The following is a 23,310-nucleotide window of genomic DNA, read 5'->3' as shown; positions in this document are numbered from 1 at the left end:
TTCAGCTGGATGGTTCGGCAGCAGCGGCTTCGGCACGAAGTCGACGCCAGCGGGCATAGAACTGAATTGAGGCTGCCATGAACACCACCAAGCCCACGATGAACCAGGTGGCAGCACTAGTGGGGAATTGGGTCTTAAACACCACCAGCATCACCACGATCACCAACAGCAGCGTGGGAAGTTCATTCAGTGCACGCAGCTGCTTGCCGTTCCATTGGCAGGTTCCTGACTGCAGTTGGCCCATTAACCGGTAGCAGAAAACGTGATAAGCCAGAAGCGCAGCCACAAACGCAAGCTTGGCGTGCATCCAACCTTGTTGTAACCAGGAGGGCTGAGCGATGAGCAGTCCGATCGCCATGGAGACCGCCACCGCCATTCCTGGGGTCGTGATGATGTTCGCGAGACGCTTCTCCATGAGCCCGTATTGCTGCTGAAAGGCCGTGCGCAGTTCAGGAGCCAGCTCTTCGGCTTCCACGTGGTAAATGAACAACCTCACGAGGTAAAACAACCCTGCAAACCAAACGACCACACCGACGATGTGAAGGGTTTTAAACCAGAGATAGGCCTCGGGAGAGAGCGTCATCGGAGCGATTGAGGTGGGGGACCTTGGGCAGGCATCAAGTCAGGGATTCAAGGAACATCCCTGCACGGTGCTGATGAGTGTTGAGCACCTCTGGTGCCATGCGATCGAGGTTGCGAGCCATCATCGCCAGGCGGTACTGGCCACGGAAAAAGGTCTCATGCCTCTTGATGAAACTCCAAAACAATCCATCCCAGACATCGCACCACTCGCCCTTGCGGTAGTCCGACATCTTTCGGACATAGTTGGATCCCGACAAATAGGGCTTGGTGGTGAATAAACCCGCGTCAGCGAACTGGCTCATGCCATACACATTGGGAACCATCACCCAGTCGTAGGCATCCACGAACAACTCCATGAACCAGGTGTAGACCCGGGTCGGATGAAAGCCACATAACAACATCACATTGCCGAGCAGCATCAACCGTTCGATGTGATGGCAATAGCCGGTCTCGAGCGCATGTCGGATGGCATCGTCGATCGGAGGAAGTCCCGTGGTTCCCCGGTAGAACGCCTGGGGAATGGGCCGGTCTTCGAACTCCCAGAAATTTCCATTGCGCATCACAACGCCATGGCGCTTGTACATCGCTGCCATGAACTCTCTCCAACCGATGATCTGGCGGATGAATCCCTCAAGCGAGTTGAGGGGAACGTCACCCTCTGAAGCCCGTTCAAGGGTTCGGTCCAGAACCTGTTGCGGTGTCAGCAGACCGATATTGAGCATGGGGGTCAGCACGCTGTGCCACATCACCCGGTGCTGGGTACTGATGGCATCCTCATAGGACCCGAATTGCTTCAACCTGGCCTCCAAAAAGGTTTGCAACCATCGATCGGCCTGGTGATGATCAAGCGGGTACGCAAAATGCGTCCAGTCACCAATCAACGGCAGCTGCTCAGCATCCAGTTGTTCGCGGGCCTGATCTACGCGTGAATCAGAGCCAACGTCCGGCTCTGGTGGCACCACGATGCCCTTGGGCAGCTTCTTGCGATTGTCAGCATCAAAGCTCCATTTCCCTCCGACAGGATTGCCCTCGGCATCCATCAACACACCAAGGCGTCGACGCTGCATCTCATAAAACTTGGCCATGAACGGCTTGCGCCCGTTGTTGAAGTGCTCCTCAACAACGGCATCGGGCGTCAGCAGCATTGGTGTTGCGCTGATCTCCAGGCCATAGGCATTGGAGGCAACAAACCTCCGCAGTCGTTTCGATAGAAGATCGTCGATGGGATCAGCGAGGTGAAAGCTGCGGAATCCTTGATCGACCAAAGACTGCAGGTGCCCTTCTGTGTTGCTGGCCTGGTGATGATGACGTTGAACGACGTGGTAACCACGCTCACGCAACGTGTCGGCGTAGGCCGACATCGATGCGCGGTGTAGCAAAACACGCTGGCGATGCACCTGCATCGGCCATTGGGGATCAGTGCCAAAGAACAGCGGATCTTCGATCAGGGCCACCGACCGGCCGGATTTCAGACAGGGATGATCAGCAAACAGCTGATGGGGAAAGATCAGCGTCAGTTCCATCGTCAGCCTTCACCGGCCAGTCGACAGGCGCGTCGTCCAATGGCCGTGGCGTAAGCGCGGTCCACAGGACCGGACATTGGACTGAGCTGGCCAGCTCTGCAATTCATCACGACCTTTTCGCGATGGCCAAGCTGATCATTCAGTTTGAGCACCAGTTGCCAGTGGTTCTTGGCACTGCGCGTGATGTCATCGGCACAGACAGGACCGGTGCAAAGACCTGGAGACGCCTCAACACGGAAGGGGGATACCAGTCCTGTAAGCAGACCAAACAAAAGGGCGGTCAGGATGAGGACTCGCATCATGGCTGGGATGATCCAGGGTCGTGAGTGGCCCCATCCTGCTCTGGATCCTCATCGGGGTGAAAGAACCGGCGGATATCCCTTGCCAGGGCCAGGCCGACCCCTGGAGCCTGAGCCAGTGTTTCAACCGTGGCCAGTTGAATGGCATCGATGGAATGAAAGTGGGCCAGCAGGTCTTTGACCCGCTTGGGACCAACGCCAGGGATGTCCGACAGACGCGAACGTTTCATGCGCTCACCACGCTGCTGCCGGTGAAAACTCACGGCGAACCGATGCGCTTCATCGCGCAAGCGCCGAAGCAGACCAACACCTAGTTGATCCGGCTCGCTGTCGAGTGGCTGACTTTCCCCTGGCATGAAGATCTCTTCGCGTTGCTTCGCCAGAGAACACACGTTGAGGTCCTCATGCAGGTTGAGCTCCCGCAAGGCCTCCATCACCGCTGATAGCTGCCCCTTGCCACCGTCGATCATCACCACATCAGGCCAGTCGTTCAGGCCATCGGTCTGCAAGGCACTGCCGCCCTGATGACGAAGGGCACCGAGATCAACACCGTCAGCCTTAGCCCTGGCCCAACGCCGGAAACGACGACGCATGATCTCGGCCATGGCCATGAAGTCATCGCTGTGTCCGGCTTGGATACTGCTGCTGCGGATTTTGTATTTGCGGTAGTGCTGCTTCGCAGGAAGCCCATCGATGAAGACCACTTGGGACGCCACTGCGTCGCTGCCCTGAATGTGACTGATGTCGTAGCCCTCAATCCGACGGGGAGGTATGGGCAGCTCCAACAGTTGTGCCAAATCCTCTGTGGCCAGGGCCTGCTGTTCCTGACTCTGCTTGGCACGCTGAAGTTCGTAATCGGCATTGCGCTGCACCAGATCGATCAGATCCGCTTTCTGACGTTGCTTGGGGCAATGGATCTGCACCTTGCGCTCTCGTTGCTCGGTCAGCCACTCCTCGAGCAGGTCCTGTTGCTGGAGTGGATGCTGCACCAGCAACTCCGGTGGAATCTCCACGGCATCCACCTGGCTGTAGTGCTCTTCGATCACCCTCTGGAGAATCAGGCCTGGTTCCTGACCAGAGGCATCGGCCATGTATCCCAATCGGCCGACAAGCTTGCCGGCACGCATCTGAAACAGCTGAACGGCTGCGAGCCGCTCATCAGCAGCCATGGCGATGACATCCCGACTGACCGATGAGTCGGGGATGCTCATCTTCTGATCCGCGGTGAGTTGATCCAGTCCCTGCAGCTGATCACGCACCTTTGCGGCGGCTTCGAAATCAAGTCGCTCTGCGTAGCGATCCATTTGTTCACGCAACAGGGTCTGCAGTTCGTCGCTGCGGCCCTGGAACACCATCGCCACCTTGCGCAAGGTGCGGTGATAATCCTCGGAGCTGATTTTCTCCTGGCAGACCCCTGGACAACGCCCGATGTTGTAGTTCAGGCACGTGCGATCCTGGTGGAGTGGACGGGGCCGCTGCCTGAGCGGAAACACCCGCTTCACGAGAAACAGGGTGCGTCGCAGCAGCCCCACATCGACATAGGGTCCATAGAAGCGGTCGAGTGGACTGCGAAACCGGCGACGACGGGTGATGAAGATCCTTGGGTAGGCCTCACTCCAGGTGATGCAGAGATAGGGATATTTCTTGTCGTCCTTGAGCAGCACATTGAAGTGGGGCTGCTGGTTCTTGATCAGATTGGCTTCCAAAGCGAGGGCTTCGGCCTCGCTGTCGGTAACGATGAATTCGATTTCACAGATCTGGCGCACCATCAACCGGATGCGCGGGCTCAGGTCATGTCGGCTTCGGAAATAGCTGCGGACACGGCTGCGCAAGCTTTTGGATTTGCCCACGTACAGCAGACGATCCTCGGCATCCCGCATCAGGTAACAACCTGGTTCTGTCGGGATTTCCTTCAGGCGTCGTTCGAGGCGATCCGGTTGCTCGAGCAAAGAGGACTGCATGCCCAGAATCTAGAGATGCCGGGGTGCATAGGATCCGGCCAGGACGCCCTGCTGAACTCGGGATGAAAGCGCTCTATCCAGGCAGCTTCGATCCGCTGACGCTAGGGCATCTGGATTTGATTGAACGGGGTGCCTCCCTGGTCGATGAACTGGTTGTAGCCGTCTTACAGAACCCCGGGAAATCACCCACCTTCCCGTTGGATCAGCGCCTTCACCAGATCCGTGTTTCAACAGCCCATCTGGGCAATGTGACAGTCACCAGTTTCGACGGACTGACCGTCGAATGCGCTCGACGCCATCGTGCACGCCTCATTTTGCGCGGACTTCGTGCCATGAGCGATTTCGAATACGAACTTCAAATTGCTCATACCAACCGATCTCTCGACCCGGAATTCGAAACAATTTTCCTCAGCACTGCAGCCCACTACAGCTTTTTGAGCAGTTCGGTGGTCAAAGAAGTGGCTCGATTTGGTGGCTCTGTGGATCACATGGTGCCGCCGGTGGTGGCGGAGGACCTCGGAAGGTTCTTTAATTCGGCTTTCGATCCCCCGTCGCGATGAGCGAGATCCGCTTCTCCGTCATCGACCAGCTCGATCAGCTCGAGGAGATCGTGCTGGAGGGCAGTCGCATTCCCTTCAGTGGCGGGAGGCTCGTGAACGAGCAGGACGCCATTGAGATTCTCGATGCCGTCCGTGAAGCGATGCCGGGTCAGGTGGCTGACGCCGATCAACTGCTGCAGAAACGCGATGACTTCATCGCTACAGCCCGCAGTCAGGCTGATGAGATTGTCAACTCGGCTCAGCAGCAGCGTGAACAACTGCTCGCTCAGGCGTCCATTCGTCAGGAGGCGGAACGCCAGGCCGCCGAGATGCGTGAACAGATTCGGCAGCAGTGCGAGCAACTGCTCCAGAGCAGCCGTCAGCAAGCAGCGCAGATGGAGCAGGAGATGCAGACCAAGCAGGCTCAACTTGAACAGCAATTCGCCACACGCCGACAGCAACTGGAGCAAGAAGCCCTTCAGCGCAGACAACAGCTCGATCAGGAGGCGATCGAACTCAAGCGTCAACTGAGCGAACAGCATGAGCGCAACCGACAGCAGTCGCTTCAGGATCTCGACCAAATCCGTCAGGAAGGCTTGAGGATTCAGAGGGAAGCGCAGACTGAGGCTGAGCGTCTTCAACAAGATGCTCTGCAGTTCCGTCATCAGACGCAGCAGCAATGTGAATTGCTGATTCAGCGCAGCCGAAAAGAAGCGTCCACCGTTCAGGAGGGTGCCAACCGCTACGCCGAACAGACCCTCGGGGAACTCGAACAGCGACTGAAGGAGATGGCTCAGGTGGTGTTGGCGGGACGTCAGGAACTCATCAAGATCCAGACCGGTCAAACCGAGTCCATCAGAGCCGAGTCTCAAGACAGCAAAACTGTGCCGATCAGCCGGGCACGTCGGGCTGCATCACGGTTGCGTCAGATGAAGGGCACGGGCTGAACCGTTGCACGGAACGGAGAATCTGCCCCATCACCGTGTTGGGGTAGCCCGATCCATTGGAGATCATCGCCACATAGCGCGGTCCATCGTGCGTCTGAAGATATCCAGAGATGCTGCGGACACCACTGATGGTGCCGGTTTTCCCGCGGAACTTGCCCTCGAGGACCGTCCCGCGATACAGATTCCTTAGGGTCCCTCGCTGTCCTGCAATGGCCATCGACGCCTGGTAATAAGGCGCGAAGGGATGTTGATCCATGCGCATCAACAAAGCGGCAATAGTGCGGCTGGTCACCCTGTTGTTGCGTGAGAGTCCACTGCCATCAGCAACCCGCAACCCTTGGATAGGCAATCCCTGCTCAAGCATCCAACGTTCGGTGGCTCTGGACGCGGCATTCACATCCCAGAGGCCAGACGCCTGACGCATCAGCACCTCAGCGGTGAAGTTGTGGCTTTCCGTGTTGGCCAGGCTGAGCAGCGCGTGCATGGGTGCGGAGGCTTCCTCATGAAGAACCACGCTGTGGTCGTCATCCGTGGGGAGTGGTTCCACCATGGGTTGACCTCGTTCAATGCTCACCGTGCCTCCACGGCGTGAAACCTCCTTGCTGAAGAGAACCTGGAGCCGGTTGTAGGGGTCGCTGACGGCTCCACCGACGGCATTGCTGGTCAGGGCGAGACGCGTAATCGGAGCCCCATAGGCATACCCACGATCCGCCGGATGCCAATCCGCAGGCCACCAGTTGCTGCGTGGTTCCTCTCGGACCATCAACTTGACGTCCTGCAGGGATTCACCCATGGCTCCGCCCTGACGCAGAGCTGCCATCGCAAAGCGCTGCAACCCAGCAATTCCGAGATCTGGATCACCTTCCCCATTCAGTTCGAGGGATCCGTCAGGACGCTGAATCAATCGTGTCTTGAGACGGAAATCGGGGCCCAGACGATCGAGTGCAAAAGCGGTGCTAACCAACTTCTGATTAGAAGCTGGAATCCTGGGCACGGCACCATTCACATCACCCAGAATGTCGCCGTCACTATTGAGCACCGTGACGGACCATACGCGGGCCTCAGCGCCCACATCGGCTCGAATGGCCTCGGCAAGCTCAGGACAAGATCTCCCCGGTTGGAGGGTTGGAAGCGGTTGCTCGGTCTCGGGCGGCGGCGGCGCGATCAGCGGCAAGACATCAGCGCGAACCCTTGGGGCCGCCAACGGCAGCAGCATTGCTAGAGAAAAGCCGAGCGTCTTCATGGAATCGTCACCCCACTGACCGTTCCATTCACTCGGTAGGTGCGACCTTCCAACTCCACCGGAATGCCCACTTTGAGCTTGGTCCCAGCCATCACCACCCCCGACGGCGACACCATGGCATCGCCCTTGAGGACGAAGCGCGCATTGAGCATCCCGTTGATGTCTTTGTTGGGGTCGTCAGCGATGACCACACGGCCATCGGGTTGAACCGCTGTCAGGCGCGTTCGGATGTCATCAACACGCACCAATTCGGCGGAGCCTGCCGGTTGGTTTCTGATCACCAGGGTGGTTCTCCCTGCATCCAGCGCCTCACGCACCAAACCGTCCGGATCAGCAGCGCTGGTATTGCGCACATCCACCATGACCTCAACGAGCTTGAGCGCCCCAGTGGCCTTGGCCACCGTATTGCTGAGTTTGGGACTCCACAACACGCCACCTACGGCGGCGATCACCACAAGAACCGCTGCCGTATCGACAACTGACAGCGATCGCAGGCGATCTTGAAGAGTCATAACCAGTAACTTTCCGGCAACACTAAAAGTGATGTGGCTGTGGATCAACCACGAAGATCGTCAATAAAGCGATCCATCGCACCCAATGTCTGGCGCAAGCCATCGGCTGATGAAGAGAGTGCGTCATCGATCTGCTCCTGATCAGGTCGCGCTTCAAACTGCTGCACCCAGCGATAACCCGCGGGATCCAGCCGAAAAAGCTCCCATTCCTTCAAGCGCTCCTGCATCAGCGCCCCCTGCAGAAAAGGCTCGAGATGAAAGGCCGATTGCCAGGTGGATAGAAATCCACGTCGCCTGGTGCGGGCCACGCTGCCAATGCCGACCGCGGCATCTTCAAGCCGTCCGTTGAGCAACACGACCGGCTCCATCCACTGGTTGCAGATCGCTTCAACCGTGTCGTAATCACTTGGCTGTGCACTGGCGATCAGGAGGAGATCCCCCCGCTGGGCCCAGGCTGGATCGCGTTGGAGCTGCATGAGATCCACACAGCATTCGGCCAGCTCAGGTCCATCCCGTTTTGCCAGTGCAGCAGCACCGGCATCGGGCCATGCCAATAGAAGACTGCGACCGCTTTCCTTTAAAGCGGTCGCCAAACGCAAGGCAGGGCCGAGCAGACGCAGTCCCTCAAACTTCCAGGTGATTTGCCATCGTCCCCGTCGTTTCGATGCCAGAGCTTCCTGGAGCGCGACCAGCGTGCGCTGTTCAGCTTCGAAGAGATCAGCGGGAAGAACTGCGCTCACGGGGGCTTAGCGGTGTGAATGGGGCGGAGCGTAGAACCCTCTTCTTGTCAGCTGTTTAATGCGATGTCCAGACCGGCCTGGAAACGATCAAGAATCGGCTCCAGATCTTCCGCACGAATCCAGTGTCCAAGGCTGATGCGAAGCCCTGAGCGCCTCAAGGCCTCGGGAACCCCCATGGCGGTCAAGACAGCACTGTCGCTGTCCTTGCCCGACGAACAAGCGCTGCCACTGCTCACTGCCAGGCCCACATGATCCAGGCAACGCACCAGATGCCGTGCGGAGATCGGAAGGCTCTGATCGTCACGAACCAAAAGCGATAGATGGTTCGGAAGACGTTCTTCAGGGTCTCCGCAGATCTCCAGACGGTGATCAGCAGCAAGTCGTTCACGGATGGCATCACGCAACTGGGCAATGCCATCACCAGAACAGGCAATGGCCGATGGATCAACCCGCTCGATCTGCTCCATGGCGGTGGCCATGCCAGCGGCCAGCACGGCTGACTGTGTGCCGCTGCGTAGGCCTCCCTCCTGATCTCCACCCAATAACTGTGGCGTCATCGCAGCGCGCCATTCCGGTCGGACCAACAGCAGACCGATGCCACGAGGTCCGCCGCATTTATGCGATGAAGCGGTGAGCAGATCAACGGGCAGGTCGCACCAGCGGGGGATCCCCTGACTGACAACCTGAGTGGCATCGGTGTGCAAAGGAATCGCTCGCGCGCGGCAAGCTTCAGCGACCTTCAGCAAGGGTTGCAACGTTCCGACCTCGCTTTGTCCCCAGATCAACGACACCAAACGAGTTGGAGGAGCGAGAAGTTCATCCAACAGGTCCAAACGGATTCGCCCGTAACGATCCACCGGCCATTCCTGAACGTCCCAGCCCTGAGCAATCAGTTGCTGTGCTGCACCGACGACAGCTGGGTGTTCGACGGAGGAAATCAGGAGTCGACCCGTGGCCTGGGTTCCTGCCAGTCCATGGAGAGCAAGATGCACCGATTCCGTTGCGCTGGAGGTAAACACAAGCTCATCGGGCGATGCAGCGAATCCACGGGCGATCTGAAAGCGGGCACGCTCAAGGGCGTCGGCCGCTGCGATGCCGTCCTGATGCAGGCTGGATGGATTGGCCCATGCGTGAGCCTGAATCTCGGCCATGCGGTCAAACACCCCTGGTCGAAGCGGTGCCGTGGCACAGGCATCGAGATAAAAGCGCTTGGTCTCAGGCTTGGCCATCGCGCTGGAACCGCGAAAGGGTGCGTTGCTCCAGAGATTCGGTAGCGATGTTGATCATCGAATCAAGCGACGTTGATTCAAGGAAAGCCTGAACTCTGGCCTGGGCCTCCGCTTCAGTGCAGTCATCATCAACAGGTTTGGTGGTCGACTCGGCAGATTTCGTTTCAACGAGCCTTGAACCTTGCTGGCTCTCCAGTGAACCGTTGGAGCCAGTCTGTGCTGCCGGCATCAACTCGGGATTGATCACGCCGTCGAAGACAGCGTCGGCGGGACCGGTCATGAACACCGACGCCGTCGTCTCAGCCCAGCTGATCTCCAGGGGTCCGCCGGGAAGAGCCACTGTGGCCTGACGGTCGCTGAGGCCGAGAAGCACGGCTGCAACAAGGGTGGCGCAGGCTCCCGTGCCACAGGCGAGTGTGGGACCAGCCCCGCGTTCCCAGACGCGGATCTCAAGCTGCGAACGACTGTGCACCTGCAGAAAATGCACATTGGTTTTGGCTGGAAATGCTGAATTGATTTCCAGGTGTGTGCCCCACTCTTCGAATGGAATGGTCGTCAGATCTGAGACCGGAACTACCACGTGCGGATTGCCCATGCCCACGGCGGCCACCGGCAAGCTGACCTCGCCCACCTGCAGTTCTCCCGTAGGCAACCCTGCCTCGTTCGCTCTGAGGGTGGTAGGGACTGAGGCGGGTTCGAGGAAAGGGGCTCCCATGTCAACGCGGATCTGACCATCTGGCTGGAGTTCCGGAATAATCATTCCGGCAGGTGTTTCGATGGGCCAACACCGCCCTGCCGCATCTCCATCGCTGTCCGCAAGAAACCGTGCCAAGCAACGGATGCCGTTGCCGCACATTTCGGCTTCCGATCCATCGGCATTGAAGATGCGCATGCGCAATTCACCTGATGCCTGTGGCGGCAACGCGAGGATCAGTCCATCCGCTCCGATTCCAAAGCGGCGATCACAAATCCGCCTCACCCAGGCCGGATCGGGGCTGTGGATAGCCGCAGGCAGCTGGTCACCACGACCTTCGATCAGGATGAAGTCGTTGCCCAGTCCTTGATATTTACTAAACGCCAACATCCCTTCTGGAGCCTGTGTTTGGGTCATTTTAAGCGTTGCTCTGGCAGCGAACCGCCCGCCGGCGTTTGATTGACGCTGACCTCTTCACTTGCTGAACTGCAGCAGACATCTAAGTCGTCCAGCGGTCATGGATGCAGCTGGCTTTGATCCAAGCCTTCCCGGCATCCGCCTGATTCAGAGCTGGATGCGTGAACAGCGCGTGCTCAGCATTGAACTTGTGGATGGTCGCCGCCTCGACGGCCGACTCGATTGGCAAGACCCCCAATACCTGGCTTTGCGGCGCGATGGGAGCACCGATCCCATCCTGATTGCACGCCACGCCGTGATCACCATTCGTCCTTTGATCTGAACGTTTCAGATCTCGGCCTCCCATGGGTGGCCACCAGCTGTGTCACGATCGCCGCAGGTGTTTTCCAGACGTGACGGCCCCTCAGACTTCCACCACTCCCGAGACCACTTCGGGGCAGTCCGAGCGCTACGAGCCTGCGGCGCTAGAGGATCGCTGGCAACGGAATTGGGGTGATCAGAACCTCTACGCAACAGAGGACCCCAAGCCAGGTCAGAAGGCGTTTTATGCCCTCTCGATGTTTCCCTATCCATCGGGAAGCTTGCACATGGGGCATGTGCGCAACTATGTGATCACCGATGTGATCGCACGCACTCAACGCATGCGCGGTGACGCCGTGCTTCATCCGATGGGATGGGATGCGTTCGGACTTCCGGCTGAAAACGCGGCGATCGAACGCAAGATTGATCCAGGAATTTGGACGGATCGCAACATCGAGCAGATGCGCGATCAACTGGGTCGATTGGGGCTGTCGATCGACTGGACGCGTGAGCAGGCCACCTGCCATGAGGACTACTACCGCTGGACGCAGTGGCTATTTCTGCAGCTGCACGAGGCTGATCTTGCTTATCAGAAAGAAGCCACGGTCAACTGGGACCCTATTGACCAGACCGTGCTGGCCAACGAGCAGGTGGATTCCGAAGGCCGCTCCTGGAGGTCAGGGGCCCTGGTGGAACAAAAAAATCTGCGCCAGTGGTTCCTCAAGATCACCGAGTATGCCGATGCTCTGCTCGATGATCTGAGGCTTCTCGATGGCTGGCCGGAACGGGTTCGCACGATGCAGGCGAACTGGATCGGCCGTTCGGAAGGTGCGGAAGTCGATTTTCAGGTGGTGGGTCATGAAAACACCAGCATCACCGTGTTCACAACCCGGGCTGACACGCTCTTTGGCGTCAGTTATGTGGTGCTAGCACCAGAGCATCCCCTGGTGGATGTGGTCACCACCTCCGAGCATCGTGATGCTGTGGAGGCGTTCCGGGGCCTCGTGAATGACCTCACCGCTGATGAACGGACGGCTGATGATCGTCCCAAGCGCGGGGTGACGACCGGAGCCGTTGCGATCAATCCGGCCAATGGGCAAGAGGTGCCGATTTGGATCGCTGATTATGTTCTCGGCGGGTATGGCACAGGAGCCGTGATGGGGGTGCCGGCCCATGACGAGCGTGACTTCCGCTTCGCCCGCACTTATGAACTGCCGGTTCAACGGGTGATCCTGGTGGATGGTGCCGATGAGCACCTCAACGATGGTGAGGCCTGGACCGGTCCAGGCACTTTGGTGAACAGCGGCAGCTTCGACGGTCAGACCAGCGATCAGGCCCGGCAGTCGATTACTGACCACGGCAACAGCGAAGGCTGGGCACGCGCAAAGCGCCAGTACCGTCTGCGCGATTGGTTGATCTCCCGTCAGCGCTACTGGGGATGCCCCATCCCGATCATTCACTGCGATCAATGCGGTGCCGTCCCAGTGCCATCCGACCAGCTGCCGGTCGCCTTGCCGAAGAACATTGACCTTCAAGGCAAGGGTGGATCACCACTGGCCACACTGGAAGACTGGGTGCAGGTGCCGTGTCCCAGCTGCGGCAAACCAGCACGGCGTGAGACCGACACCATGGACACTTTTATGTGTTCGTCTTGGTATTTCCTGCGCTTCACGGATCCCCACAATCGGGATCTGCCCTTCGCTTCAGAGGCCGTGAAGCGTTGGTTGCCCGTTCAGCAGTACGTGGGCGGCATCGAACACGCCATCCTGCACCTGCTCTACTCCCGCTTCTTCACGAAGGCCTTGAAGGACCGCGGTCTGTTGGAGGCCCGTGAACCGTTTGAACGGCTGCTCACCCAAGGCATGGTGCAAGGGGTGACCTACCGCAACCCAAGAACTGGCCGCTACGTGGCTCCAGCCTTGGTGGCTGACGCTGCTCAACCGACGGACCCTGACGATGGCGGGGAGCTCGAAGTGCTCTTCGAAAAAATGTCGAAGTCGAAGCACAACGGCGTGGATCCTGCAGCCGTGATTGATCGCTACGGCGCTGACACAGCACGCATGTTCATCCTCTTTAAAGCACCTCCGGAAAAGGATCTGGAATGGGATGATGCCGATGTCGAAGGGCAGTTCCGTTTTCTCCAGCGCTTGTGGCGACTGGTTGCCAACATGACGGATGCCTCCCAGGCCCCTCTTCTGGCTGGAGATCCACCAGCACTGCCGGAGACGCTGTCCGATTCCGATGCGGAAATCAGACGTGCGGTGCACCTGGCGATCGAAGCGGTCAGTGAAGATTTAATCGGTGATTTTCAGTTCAACACCGCAATTTCCGAACTAATGAAGCTCTCGAATAGTCTTTCGGGGGCTGTGCTGAACGCATCACGACCCATTCAAGTTGAAGCGTTTTCAGCGCTCGTGCGCTTGCTGGCACCCTTTGCTCCGCATCTGGCTGAAGAGTTCTGGTCGCGCCTTGGCGGTGAGGGAAGTGTTCATTGCCAACCCTGGCCGTCCCATGACCCAGCAGCCTTGGTGCAGGACAGCGTTGAACTGGTCATTCAGGTGAAAGGGAAGGTGCGCGGGAGCATTCGCGTTCCGGCCGAATGCGACAAAGCGGAACTGGAGCGTCTAGCCCTCGCCAGTGACGTCGCCGAACGTTGGTTGGAAGGAAAACCTCCCAGACGCGTGATCGTTGTGCCTGGAAAGTTGGTGAATCTGGTGCCCTCCTGATTCACTGACGGTGATTAGCCCTTGCTGAACCGGATGGAGGCGGGGCTGTCCCATTGGCCTTGTGCCTGGTAACCGCGCTTGTTGCCCGTGAGATGGCGCAGGATCCAGAACACCGATTCATCAGAGCCCTCGCCAATGGCCTGTTGAATCTCCACCACGGATCTGGGAACGCCATCACTCAATACCGCCTCGACCTTGCCCTGCAGGGTGAGAATCGCAGCGGCCGCCTTCTTTCCGGCCTCAACGCCGGGCTGGTGGTAAGCGTTGATGTTCACCAACTCGCCATAGAGGCCAACAGCGCGTTCAAAGAGGGCGATCAAGGCACCAAGACGACGGGCATCAAACTCACGCATGCTGATGCTGAGGCTCTGGCGCCCGCCTTCAGTCAGAGCTGAACGCGTCCCCTGCAGAAAGCCGTCAAGGAAATCACCAGGTAGCTCATCGTTGATGACCGGAATGTCTTCGCTGTCGCGAAGCACCTCAATGAAGGTGACAAAAAAGTTGTCAACGCCATCGCGCAGTTGCTGAACGTAGGCATGTTGATCAGTAGATCCTTTGTTCCCATAGACAGCGATGCCTTGATGGACGACCGTGCCATCTCGATCCAAACGCTTGCCGAGCGATTCCATCACCAGCTGCTGCAGATACCGGCTGAACACCTCGAGACGATCGCGGTAGGGCAACACCACCATGTCGCGCGTGCCACGACCATTCCCTGCGGTGTACCAGGCCGCTGCCATCAGGGCCGCAGGATTACGCCGGACATCCACCTCCCGGGTGGCCTCGTCCATCTGTGCAGCCCCGGCAAGGAAGCTGCGGATGTCGGATCCAATCAAGGCACCAGGGAGAAGACCAACAGCACTGGTGACACTGGTGCGTCCCCCCACCCAGTCGAACATGTCGAAGCGCTTGAGCCACTGTTCCTCACTAGCCTTTTGATCGAGCTTGCTATCAGCCATCGTGATGGCGACGGCTTGTGCGGCCCAAGTGCCCCCGACGGCTTCGAGCCGATGCCGGGCCTGTTCCATCCCCAAATGCGGTTCCGGTGTTCCCCCGGACTTACTCACGGTCACCACCAAAGTGGTGCGCAATGCATCACCCAGTTGAGCGAGCACACGGCTCATGCCATTGGGGTCAACGTTGTCGAAGAAGTGGAAGGGCAGCCCTGAGCCGTTCTCCTGAAGCGCTCGGATCATCAGCAACGGACCCAGACCGCTGCCACCGATCCCGATCCAAAGCACATCTGTGAAAGGCTCTCCCGTGGGCGATTTGATCGCGCCGGACACGATCGCCTGGCCGAACGCCTCAATGTCATCGATGGCGGCAGCGATGTGCTTCCCCACCTCAGGATCCGGCGCCAACTGAGGATGTCTCAACCAGTAATGGCCGACCTGCCTGGACTCGTCGGCATTGGCAATCGACCCAGCTTCGAGGGCCTGCATGGCTTGAAACGCCTTCTCCAAGGGCGGTGCCAAGACTTCGAGATCGCTGCTGTTGAGATGCATGCGGCTGATGTCCAGCCACAGCCCAAGGTCATCGTGGTACCAGAGGAGATCACAGAAGCGCTGCCACTGAATCTGGGTATCCGTCGCGCTGAAATCCGGGAAACGCATCTCGATGAGCGCACTCACTTCGGTGAAGTTATCCAGGATCTGACGGAATGCCCATGAACGAGGACACCACGGCTAGTCTCCGCCCATGGCACCGCATCGGCTTGGTTTCTGCTCATCGTTTGCTCCAGACGTGCTGAAGAACGTCTCGGCGGTGGCTATTACCTCAGTGGTCTTGACAGTCGGTCTCCGTCTAGGGCTCCAGCAGAGTCCAATGACGGCTGATCCGACTGGGACTGATGGGCAACGCTCTCGGGCGGTCACCCCAAATCCTGCGGATTTCAGCGCTGAGGAACTGGAGCATCTGCAACGTCGCTTCGGTGTGCATGGCCCACAGACCCAATTGGCGCAGCTGTTCACCCGTGGCGTTGACCAGCTAGAGCCGCTTCGCGCCAACACACTCTCGCGGCTGCGCACACTCAAACCGATGATTTGGCGCGAGGCAGATCGTCATCAGATCAACCCGATGTTGATCACGGCGATTCTCTTTGACGAAATTCAACACTCCAAGCCCGGAGAGGATCTTCCTTTTGTCGTTCATTCGGGTCTTGTTGACACCCACGGGCCAGCCCAGCTGGGCATCAGCGAATTGGTGCATCAGGGCCGCTTGCCTGAGAACCCTTCATCGCAAGAGATTGCTGAAGCCCGTGACCTGCTGATGGATCCCGCAGCCAATGTGGAACTGTTGGCGGCAAAACTGTCCCGTTTGAAAGGTGAACTGGGTCTGGATCGCAGCTCAATCCTGATCGCCAGCCGCTCCTATGTTGATGCCAAGGCCGTTGCCACCCTGGCTTATCTTCACAACGGCAAGCTCGACTATCCAGCCCGAGTCCTGCGCTACATGCAGGACCCGGCACTGCATGGACTTATGTATTCAACAGAGCAATCGGCACAGCCTTTATTAATTTGAATGGCGTAATCGATTTAGCCTTAAATTAAAATCATTGGCTTGGCTTTCATCTTCCAAGGGGTTAATCATAACTTGAAGCCATTTTCTGCACGGCTTTTACAACACGCTGATGAAGAATCAAAATTCATTTTTTGCGAGCGATCCATCCAAAAGAGTGAACAACATTAGACCCCTTCAAGGGAGCGCGTATTAGCCATCACAAAGCCTTCCCAGTGCAGCAAGGCGGATCTGAAGTTCATCCCAAGAAAAGCTGCGTGGGTCGCCCCGTTCACCACCGAGATCCACATGGCGATGGGTGGTAATGGCAGAAGCTGGGAACTGAAAGCGCTCGAGCCAGTTATCAAGCACCAATGCCAACGCGTCATATTGACGGGGCGTATAGCCACTGTGGCGATCCGCACTGTCCTGACCATCCCAAGGTGTCTCGAGGCTGAGATGCAGCGCAAAATTATTCACCGATCCCTGAAAATCAGGATTGGTCACAGCCCATTCACCATGAAAGGCTGAATAACCGGCACCGTAGGCACGCTTCAGCGGATCAACCACGTCCACGATTGAGCCATCAAGGCCAATCAGGGTGTGATAACTCACCTGATCTTCATCGTAGGGATGAGGAGTAAGGAAGGTATTTAATGCTGAATCCAGGGAGTAAACGGTTTCATGCAAAACGACAACCCTTGGCACCGGATTCAACGTCTCTCCCCAGGGATTGCTGCGCCAACGATCACCGTAATTGCTGTCATCTGCGGGAACCGATGTCCGTAATTCAGCGAGCTGGTTCCGTTGCGATTGCAGTCTCTGCTGCACCGACGCATCAATGTTGGAACATTGGCGTTTTAAGGGGGAGACCCAAGCCGACGCTTGGGGTGGTTGGGGTGCATCACCCTGAAGGAGTGTGGATTGTGGTCGATCACGACCTATTTCCTCAAAGCGATCCAAGAAAGAGGGTTGAGGTGCGGGCGGCTCGTTAGTTTTGTCCTGGGTGAAGCCAACGAGAGCGAGCACGACAGCAAGGGTGGACGTACCCACCAACAGATGCCCCGTGCGGGAGAGACGGGTCGAGCTTGAGACCTTCGATAGCAGACGGTTCAGACGACCTGAAACCATTGATCTCGGAGCAAGCGAGCCTCCCTGGATGCACCAGGGTCCCAGATCAGTCGGTAACGATCAACCCCGGGTTTCTCCAGGACTAGCTGCGTGTGGCTGATCAGGCCACGGCGGCTGTAGGTCACCTGACATTGCTCAGGACCATCGAGCAACTGTTGCGTTCGCTTGAGTGTGCGGCAACGCCAATCGCGCAAAGCAACGAGTTCATCACCAGGAACCAAGCCGGCACGTTCAGCAGCTCCACCTGCCAAGGTGCGGTCAATCCAGACGGTGCCGTCTCCTTCACGCAGCGTCCAACCGGCGTTGGCCTGCGTTTCCATCACTGGATCCAGCAACAACCCGATGGTTTCCAGTGACCTGTCGATGGGCAACACACCACGGCCATCAAGCCATCCAGGCAATTGGTCCGCCAGTGGAGGGGAGACGTCTGCAATCGCTGCCATAAGGTCCTGACGGCCATACCCGCGACCGTGGCGGCCCAACCGTCCCCAGAGCAGACGCAGGGTGGCGGCTAGGGAACCACCGACCTGACGAAGACCCACATCAAGACAGAACGCCAGCGCTGTGCCAAGGCGGTAGTAACTGACCTGGCTTCGCGCGTTGGCGGGAGTCTGTTTGTAAAGGCGCACCCACGCTTCGCGCGAGCTGTCCGCAAGTGACTGAAGTTGCGTTCCCGGGTTCAACAACACATGGGAGAGATCGGCAGCCAGATCCTCCAGCAAATCGAGACGACTGGAGTACCCCGAGAGCAACGGCAGGAAGAGGTCGAAATAACTAGTGACCCCTTCGGCGAACCAGAGACCATCACTGACGATCGGCTTGTCGTAGCGATAGGGCACGTAGTCCACCGGCCTGAGCCGACGCACATTCCATTGATGCAAATACTCGTGGCCAATGAGCTGCAGAAGGCTTCGCATCCCACCCTGCTCCTGCAGCCGGGTCCAGGGAAATTGCATCACTGATGCATTGTCGTGCTCCAGCCCGCCGTACCCCTGATCCAAAAGTTGCAGAACTAGCTGATACGGCACCCGTGATCGAGGGTCCGACTGCAGCAGATCGCAGACAGCTTCACAGATCAATTCAATCTGCCCTGGGAGATCCTTCGACCAGCCAGAGGGTGGCGCACCGATTAACACCAACTCGTGGGGTTGTTCTCGCACTGTCAGGGAAAGGGTGTCCATGACACCGGCGTGCACTGGAGCATCGACGAGATGGTCGAAGTCCTCAGCGACGAAGTCGCCATCTTGTTGCGCAAGTGGACAGGCCACGGACCAGTGGGACGGGGTCACCACCTTCAGCAGATGTGGCGTCCAACGTTGGCCCTCCACCAGCATCACCACAGCCGAAAGGCACAGGGAGGCAAAGGATGGATCGAGCAGATTGGTGCGGACGGTGAGTTGTCTTGCTTCCAGGGCGTAACGCAGGATCAGTGGCTGATTGCACTCGCAGTCCACCTGCCAGCTCGAGGGAGAGCGACGGGTCGGTGTAAGGGCTTGGCCGGACTGTTCAAGGCTGAGGCTGTGCAGGTGCTGCGATGGATCTCGAACCGTGTAGGAGCCAGGAGTCCAGACCGGCAAAGTCCAACGTTGCACTGGCTGTTGAGGCAGCCAGCGAATCTCAACCCAAAGCGTCTGCGAAGCAGGGCATCCGAGGTCGAGAACAACATGCACCTCGGGCATCAGACAGCGCCGGTGACCGTTTCGGCGTCCAGCTGGTCAGCCTCATGCAGGGCTGTGTTGAGGGCGTAGCGCCTGAGTACACGGCGCAGAGCAGATTCGGTGCGACCGGACCCTTGCGGTGCTGAGAGATCAGCAACAAGATCTAGCGCGACGTGGTCGTCACGTCGTCTCCAACCCAGCTGCAAGCCGGATGGGTGATAAGCAGCCAAGTCGACAGCCTGATGACGATCGAACGACGAAACGATGCCTCCGCACTGCACACGAAAGCCCTCAGCACGAAGGGCGATCTCGAGCAAAGCGAGATCCGTCACCAGTGTGGGCAGGATGGAGAGATGGGACATGAAATCCGGAATGCCCGCGCCCACAGACACTAGCCAGATCAATGGCGAGCGCTATCCCACGCTCACGGTTCCCACCATCGGGCCATGGCCAAAATTTCAGAGCCCCCTTCGCCTCGGTGTGATGGCGTCAGGATCGGGTACAAACTTTGAGGCTCTGCAGGCATCGATCAGCGCAGGCGATTTGGATGCCGAACTGCGACTTTTGGTGGTTAACAATCCTGGATGCGGAGCCATGGCAAGAGCAAAACGCCTCGGCATTGCTTGTGAGCTCCGTGATCATCGTCGATTCGCAAGCCGAGAAGCCCTGGATCATGAACTGGTTCGCACCTTCCAATCGGCGGGTGTGGAAGCGGTGGTGATGGCGGGCTGGATGCGAATTGTGACCCCGGTTCTCATTGATGCCTTTCCTGGAAAACTGATCAATATCCACCCCTCGTTACTGCCGTCTTTCAAAGGCATGGATGCGGTGGGTCAATCACTGGAGGCAGGGGTGTGCCTTGCCGGATGCACCGTGCATCAAGTGCTGAAGGATGTTGATGCCGGACCGATCCTGGCCCAGGCAGCGGTCCCGATCTTGTCGGGAGATGATCGTGATTCTCTGGCCGCACGCATTCAAAGCGAGGAGCACCGGCTGCTTCCCTGGGCGACGGCTTTGGCAGGTCAACGCTGGCGATCGGTCGCTTGTGATTAGGGATAAAAGGGTTCGAGTGGCAATCCTTCAGCAATCGGCAGACCTGCCATGAGGTTCAGGCACTGCACGCCTTGACCGGCCTGGCCTTTCATCAGGTTGTCCACCGCACTCATCAACACGAGCTGACCCGTGCGTCCGTCAACCTGAACCGACATCAATGCCTGGTTGGTGTGCTTGGCCCATTTGGTCGCTGGGTAGGTTCCCACTGGCAGCACACGCACACAGGGGTGATGGCGATACACCGTCTCCAACACCGTGGTGCAGTCCTCCGCAGTCAACCCTGGATCGCGCAGACGCGCATACACCGTGGATAACAAACCACGCACCATCGGAACGAGGTGTGGCGTGAACTGCAGCTGGATTGGACAACCCGCGACTGCGCTGGCCAGCTGTTCAATTTCCGAGGTGTGGCGATGCCCCACAACGCCATAGGGAGCGATGGATTCCGATGCTTCAGCCAGCAACAAATTCTCTTTTGCGGCTCGCCCTCCACCGGAGGTTCCCGTTTTGGCATCAATGATTAACCCCTCGGTTTCAATCAAGCCTTGCTTGAGAAACGGAAGCAGCGGCAAGAGGCTGGTGGTGGGGAAACAGCCTGGCGCCGCCACAAGCCTGGCCTTGGCGATGGCATCAGCGTGCCACTCCGCGAGTCCGTAGACCGCCTCCTCACACAGATCAGCATCGGCACGCTTTCGGGTTCTGGCTTCGTGGACGTACACCGACGCCCATTGCTCAAGGCTGCGGTAGCGATAGTCCGCCGAAAGATCCACCACCCTGACTCCTCGCTCCAGCAATGGAGGAACGAGTTCACTCGCTAGGCCATTGGGAAGGCTTAACACCGCGAGATCAGCCTGATCAGCAATGCGATCTGGATCAGGACTTTCAACAACAAGGTCTTGTTTTAGGGGCAGGAACGGACAGAGTTCGCTCCAGGCCCGACCCGCCGAACGCTCACCGCCAAGAAAGCTGACTTCGAGCGTCGAGTGGGCGTTCAACAGGCGAAGCGTCTGCAGTCCTCCATACCCGGAGGCACCCACCACTGCGACCCGTTGATTCCCCATTCTCGCGATGGCACATCACCTGATCGTACCGACGTCGATAATGGTGAAAGCTTGCACGACGTCGAGACCGCTGTCTGAATCCGTTGCCCAATCCGAGAGGATATCGACGCTCTTCGATTCCATTCCAGACGCCCTGGCAGCCATCCGCAACGGCGAGTGTGTGGTGGTGGTTGACGATGAACGCCGGGAAAATGAAGGAGATCTGATCTGTGCTGCGCAGTTCGCCACACCGGAACAGATCAATTTCATGGCCACCGAAGCAAGGGGGCTGATCTGTCTGGCCATGGAGGGATCAAGGCTGGATGCGCTGGATCTTCCGTTGATGGTGGATCGCAATACCGATGCCAATCAGACCGCGTTCACGGTGAGCATCGATGCTGGCCCGGAGCATGGCGTTTCCACGGGAATCTCGGCCGATGACCGATCGCGCACAATCCAGGTGGCGATCCAACCCGGCGCCAAACCGGCTGATCTGCGCCGTCCGGGCCATATTTTTCCGTTGCGGGCTCGTCCTGGTGGCGTCCTCAAACGCGCAGGGCATACCGAAGCCGCCGTTGATCTTGCCCAGATGTCGGGACTGTACCCCTCGGGCGTGATCTGTGAGATCCAGAATCCTGACGGCTCCATGGCCAGGCTTCCGGAACTGCAGGTCTACGCCAAAGCAAAGGGGCTCAAGCTGATCAGCATCGCGGATCTGATCCGCTACCGACTGGAGAACGAACGCTTTGTGGTGCGTGCCGCCCAATGCTCCCTTCCCACTGAATTCGGTTCCTTTCAAGCGATCGGGTACTCCAACCAGATCGATGGCAGCGAGCACGTGGCTCTGGTCAAAGGGGACCCCAGCAATCTGCACGAACCGGTGTTGGTGCGGATGCATTCCGAATGCCTCACCGGTGATGCCTTTGGCTCACTGCGCTGCGATTGCCGTGCGCAGTTGCACAGTGCTCTCAAGCACATCGAAGCGGAAGGAGAAGGGGTTGTGGTGTATTTACGCCAGGAAGGCCGCGGGATCGGGCTGATCAACAAGTTCAAGGCCTACAGCCTCCAGGAGGGAGGTCTGGACACCGTTGAAGCCAACGAAAAGCTGGGATTTGCTCCTGATCTGCGCAATTACGGCGTCGGTGCGCAGATTCTCAGCGATCTCGGCATTCACCGCTTGAATCTGCTGACCAACAACCCAAGAAAAATTGCAGGGTTGGGCGGTTACGGCCTTGAAGTGGTGAGCCGGGTGCCGATGAAACCAGCGCTCGGTGACTTCAATGCCGACTACCTCGCTACCAAACGCGACAAGCTGGGACATCTGATGGAGGAGCAGGACCGGCAGTCCCATTGGGTGATTTGCCTCGACAGTGCCTCCACGGACGATGGGGAGCTGTCAAGGCTGTTGCATCGTGTCGAAACCCTGAGTCAAGAGAACGGACTTCAGCTTCAGGCGGAGCAGGCGCCGCGATTGCTGGCGCTGTGGGAACGCCCCAGATTCGTCTGGTCGCTCCAGGGGGCTGAACCTGAGCCTGTCGCAATCAAAAGGTTGCTGGCGACCATGGCCAGTTGGGCCGACACGTCACGGTTGGGACTGCTCCATTCCGTTAATCCGGATCAGATTGCCCATCCACCGCAAACATTGGAGCGCGAGGAGCTGAGGCTTTCAACGCTAGGGAACAACCAGCAAGGCTGGGACTGGTTTCCCAAAGGAGACCAGCCCGCCTTGATTCACTGGTCTTGAACGGTGACCTTGTTAATGCGGGATCCGTTTTTGAGGGCCAAGACGACGTCCATGTTCCCGGTCAAACCGAACACGGTGTGGACGCCATCGAGATGGGGCTGAGCTTCATGCACGATGAAGAACTGACTGCCACCCGTGTTCTTTCCAGCGTGCGCCATCGACAGGGCACCAGGGACGTGCTTTTTGCTGTTGATTTCACAGTCGATCATGTAGCCGGGGCCGCCGGTTCCGGGCATGCCACGGGATCCTTCGCGGCTGTTGGGGCATCCCCCTTGGGCCATGAAACCGTCGATCACACGGTGAAAGGCAAGTCCGTCATAAAAACCATCTTTTGCCAGCTTGACGAAGTTGGCCACGGTGTTGGGAGCGTCCTGATCGAACATCTCCAATGTGATGTCGCCAGCGTCCGTGGACATGAGAACGGTCGTCAAGGCGTCAATTCCAAAACACCATGCTAGGCAAGTGCCATCAGCGGC

The 23,310-nt window shown here is 58.3% G+C and carries 22 protein-coding genes; 7 read left to right on the top strand and 15 right to left on the bottom strand.

Features of this window, described 5'->3' with window-relative positions; translation table 11 throughout:
- Nucleotide 1: 1 nt before the first annotated feature.
- The 4 genes from hemJ to uvrC are packed head-to-tail and all read right to left on the bottom strand — an operon-like array spanning nt 2 to nt 4,365.
- On the bottom strand, nt 2–583 hold the full coding sequence (gene hemJ, locus SynA1560_RS07785; protein WP_186500011.1) for a protoporphyrinogen oxidase HemJ: 582 nt from the start codon (nt 581–583) through the stop codon (nt 2–4).
- A gap of 34 nt (nt 584–617) precedes the next feature.
- A complete protein-coding gene (locus tag SynA1560_RS07780; protein ID WP_186500009.1) occupies nt 618–2,105 on the bottom strand; it encodes a cryptochrome/photolyase family protein in 1,488 nt (495 codons plus the stop codon).
- A 2-nt stretch (nt 2,106–2,107) separates the two neighbouring features.
- A complete protein-coding gene (locus tag SynA1560_RS07775; protein WP_186468783.1) occupies nt 2,108–2,407 on the bottom strand; it encodes a hypothetical protein in 300 nt (99 codons plus the stop codon).
- On the bottom strand, nt 2,404–4,365 hold the full coding sequence (uvrC, locus tag SynA1560_RS07770; protein WP_186500007.1) for an excinuclease ABC subunit UvrC: 1,962 nt from the start codon (nt 4,363–4,365) through the stop codon (nt 2,404–2,406). The genes SynA1560_RS07775 and uvrC overlap by 4 nt, the downstream gene beginning before the upstream one ends.
- A gap of 62 nt (nt 4,366–4,427) precedes the next feature.
- Between uvrC and coaD the strand changes: the two genes are divergently transcribed.
- Both coaD and SynA1560_RS07760 read left to right on the top strand, forming a co-directional pair.
- Nucleotides 4,428–4,925, top strand: a complete 498-nt coding sequence (gene coaD, locus SynA1560_RS07765; protein ID WP_186468781.1) for a pantetheine-phosphate adenylyltransferase — start codon at nt 4,428–4,430, stop codon at nt 4,923–4,925.
- On the top strand, nt 4,922–5,851 hold the full coding sequence (locus SynA1560_RS07760; protein ID WP_186500005.1) for a hypothetical protein: 930 nt from the start codon (nt 4,922–4,924) through the stop codon (nt 5,849–5,851). Before coaD ends, SynA1560_RS07760 begins: the two co-directional genes overlap by 4 nt.
- On the opposite strand, the gene SynA1560_RS07755 is transcribed toward SynA1560_RS07760, so the two are convergent.
- Genes SynA1560_RS07755 through dapF form a run of 5 tightly spaced genes read right to left on the bottom strand, consistent with a single transcriptional unit; the run spans nt 5,796 to nt 10,659 of the window.
- Nucleotides 5,796–7,094, bottom strand: coding sequence for a D-alanyl-D-alanine carboxypeptidase/D-alanyl-D-alanine-endopeptidase (locus tag SynA1560_RS07755; RefSeq protein ID WP_186500003.1), 1,299 nt, complete (start codon nt 7,092–7,094; stop codon nt 5,796–5,798). The genes SynA1560_RS07760 and SynA1560_RS07755 overlap by 56 nt on opposite strands.
- Nucleotides 7,091–7,606 (bottom strand): DUF4330 domain-containing protein, encoded by a 516-nt coding sequence (locus SynA1560_RS07750; protein WP_186500002.1) that lies wholly within the window; start codon nt 7,604–7,606, stop codon nt 7,091–7,093. The genes SynA1560_RS07755 and SynA1560_RS07750 overlap by 4 nt, the downstream gene beginning before the upstream one ends.
- A 44-nt stretch (nt 7,607–7,650) precedes the next feature.
- Nucleotides 7,651–8,346 (bottom strand): DUF1995 family protein, encoded by a 696-nt coding sequence (locus SynA1560_RS07745; protein WP_186468777.1) that lies wholly within the window; start codon nt 8,344–8,346, stop codon nt 7,651–7,653.
- Between the two features lie 47 nt (nt 8,347–8,393).
- Complete coding sequence (locus SynA1560_RS07740; RefSeq protein ID WP_186500001.1) at nt 8,394–9,575, bottom strand: cysteine desulfurase family protein; 1,182 nt, start codon at nt 9,573–9,575, stop codon at nt 8,394–8,396.
- A complete protein-coding gene (dapF, locus tag SynA1560_RS07735) occupies nt 9,562–10,659 on the bottom strand; it encodes a diaminopimelate epimerase (RefSeq protein WP_186501612.1) in 1,098 nt (365 codons plus the stop codon). Before dapF ends, SynA1560_RS07740 begins: the two co-directional genes overlap by 14 nt.
- A gap of 127 nt (nt 10,660–10,786) precedes the next feature.
- On the opposite strand from dapF, the gene SynA1560_RS07730 reads away from it, so the two are divergent.
- The gene (locus SynA1560_RS07730) at nt 10,787–11,008 is read left to right on the top strand and encodes a hypothetical protein (RefSeq protein ID WP_186468775.1); all 222 of its coding nucleotides are present in this window, start codon (nt 10,787–10,789) and stop codon (nt 11,006–11,008) included.
- Between the two features lie 22 nt (nt 11,009–11,030).
- Nucleotides 11,031–13,712 (top strand): leucine--tRNA ligase, encoded by a 2,682-nt coding sequence (gene leuS / locus SynA1560_RS07725; protein WP_370523136.1) that lies wholly within the window; start codon nt 11,031–11,033, stop codon nt 13,710–13,712.
- Nucleotides 13,713–13,726: 14 nt separating this feature from the next.
- Here the strand turns inward: leuS and SynA1560_RS07720 are convergent, their stop codons facing one another.
- Nucleotides 13,727–15,325 carry a glucose-6-phosphate isomerase gene (locus tag SynA1560_RS07720; RefSeq protein ID WP_186501611.1) on the bottom strand — a complete coding sequence of 533 codons (1,599 nt, stop codon included), beginning with the start codon at nt 15,323–15,325 and terminating at the stop codon, nt 13,727–13,729.
- Nucleotides 15,326–15,536: 211 nt separating this feature from the next.
- Between SynA1560_RS07720 and SynA1560_RS07715 the strand changes: the two genes are divergently transcribed.
- Nucleotides 15,537–16,232 (top strand): helicase DnaB, encoded by a 696-nt coding sequence (locus tag SynA1560_RS07715; protein ID WP_370523135.1) that lies wholly within the window; start codon nt 15,537–15,539, stop codon nt 16,230–16,232.
- A gap of 189 nt (nt 16,233–16,421) precedes the next feature.
- Here SynA1560_RS07715 and SynA1560_RS07710 read toward each other — a convergent pair whose 3' ends face one another.
- From SynA1560_RS07710 to SynA1560_RS07700, 3 genes are all read right to left on the bottom strand, one after another.
- Complete coding sequence (locus SynA1560_RS07710) at nt 16,422–17,039, bottom strand: N-acetylmuramoyl-L-alanine amidase (protein ID WP_370523133.1); 618 nt, start codon at nt 17,037–17,039, stop codon at nt 16,422–16,424.
- A gap of 281 nt (nt 17,040–17,320) precedes the next feature.
- Nucleotides 17,321–19,018 (bottom strand): M61 family metallopeptidase, encoded by a 1,698-nt coding sequence (locus tag SynA1560_RS07705; protein WP_186499993.1) that lies wholly within the window; start codon nt 19,016–19,018, stop codon nt 17,321–17,323.
- Entirely contained in the window at nt 19,018–19,359 is a 342-nt protein-coding gene (locus tag SynA1560_RS07700; RefSeq protein WP_186468769.1) for a DUF1257 domain-containing protein, read from the bottom strand. The genes SynA1560_RS07705 and SynA1560_RS07700 overlap by 1 nt, the downstream gene beginning before the upstream one ends.
- A gap of 10 nt (nt 19,360–19,369) precedes the next feature.
- On the opposite strand from SynA1560_RS07700, the gene purN reads away from it, so the two are divergent.
- Nucleotides 19,370–20,050, top strand: a complete 681-nt coding sequence (gene purN / locus SynA1560_RS07695; protein WP_186468768.1) for a phosphoribosylglycinamide formyltransferase — start codon at nt 19,370–19,372, stop codon at nt 20,048–20,050.
- Here purN and argC read toward each other — a convergent pair.
- A complete protein-coding gene (argC, locus tag SynA1560_RS07690; RefSeq protein ID WP_186468767.1) occupies nt 20,047–21,111 on the bottom strand; it encodes an N-acetyl-gamma-glutamyl-phosphate reductase in 1,065 nt (354 codons plus the stop codon). The two genes, purN and argC, sit on opposite strands and share 4 nt — an antisense overlap.
- A gap of 40 nt (nt 21,112–21,151) precedes the next feature.
- On the opposite strand from argC, the gene ribBA reads away from it, so the two are divergent.
- On the top strand, nt 21,152–22,834 hold the full coding sequence (gene ribBA / locus SynA1560_RS07685) for a bifunctional 3,4-dihydroxy-2-butanone-4-phosphate synthase/GTP cyclohydrolase II (protein WP_186499992.1): 1,683 nt from the start codon (nt 21,152–21,154) through the stop codon (nt 22,832–22,834).
- On the opposite strand, the gene SynA1560_RS07680 is transcribed toward ribBA, so the two are convergent.
- Nucleotides 22,822–23,250 (bottom strand): peptidylprolyl isomerase, encoded by a 429-nt coding sequence (locus SynA1560_RS07680; protein WP_370523132.1) that lies wholly within the window; start codon nt 23,248–23,250, stop codon nt 22,822–22,824. The genes ribBA and SynA1560_RS07680 overlap by 13 nt on opposite strands.
- Nucleotides 23,251–23,310 lie beyond the last annotated feature (60 nt).

This window comes from Synechococcus sp. A15-60 (genome assembly GCF_014280095.1).
In the GTDB taxonomy this organism is placed as follows: Bacteria; Cyanobacteriota; Cyanobacteriia; order PCC-6307; family Cyanobiaceae; genus Synechococcus_C.
The sequence above is the reverse complement of the archived record's forward strand: the minus strand, read 5'-3'. Positions and strand labels throughout refer to the sequence as shown.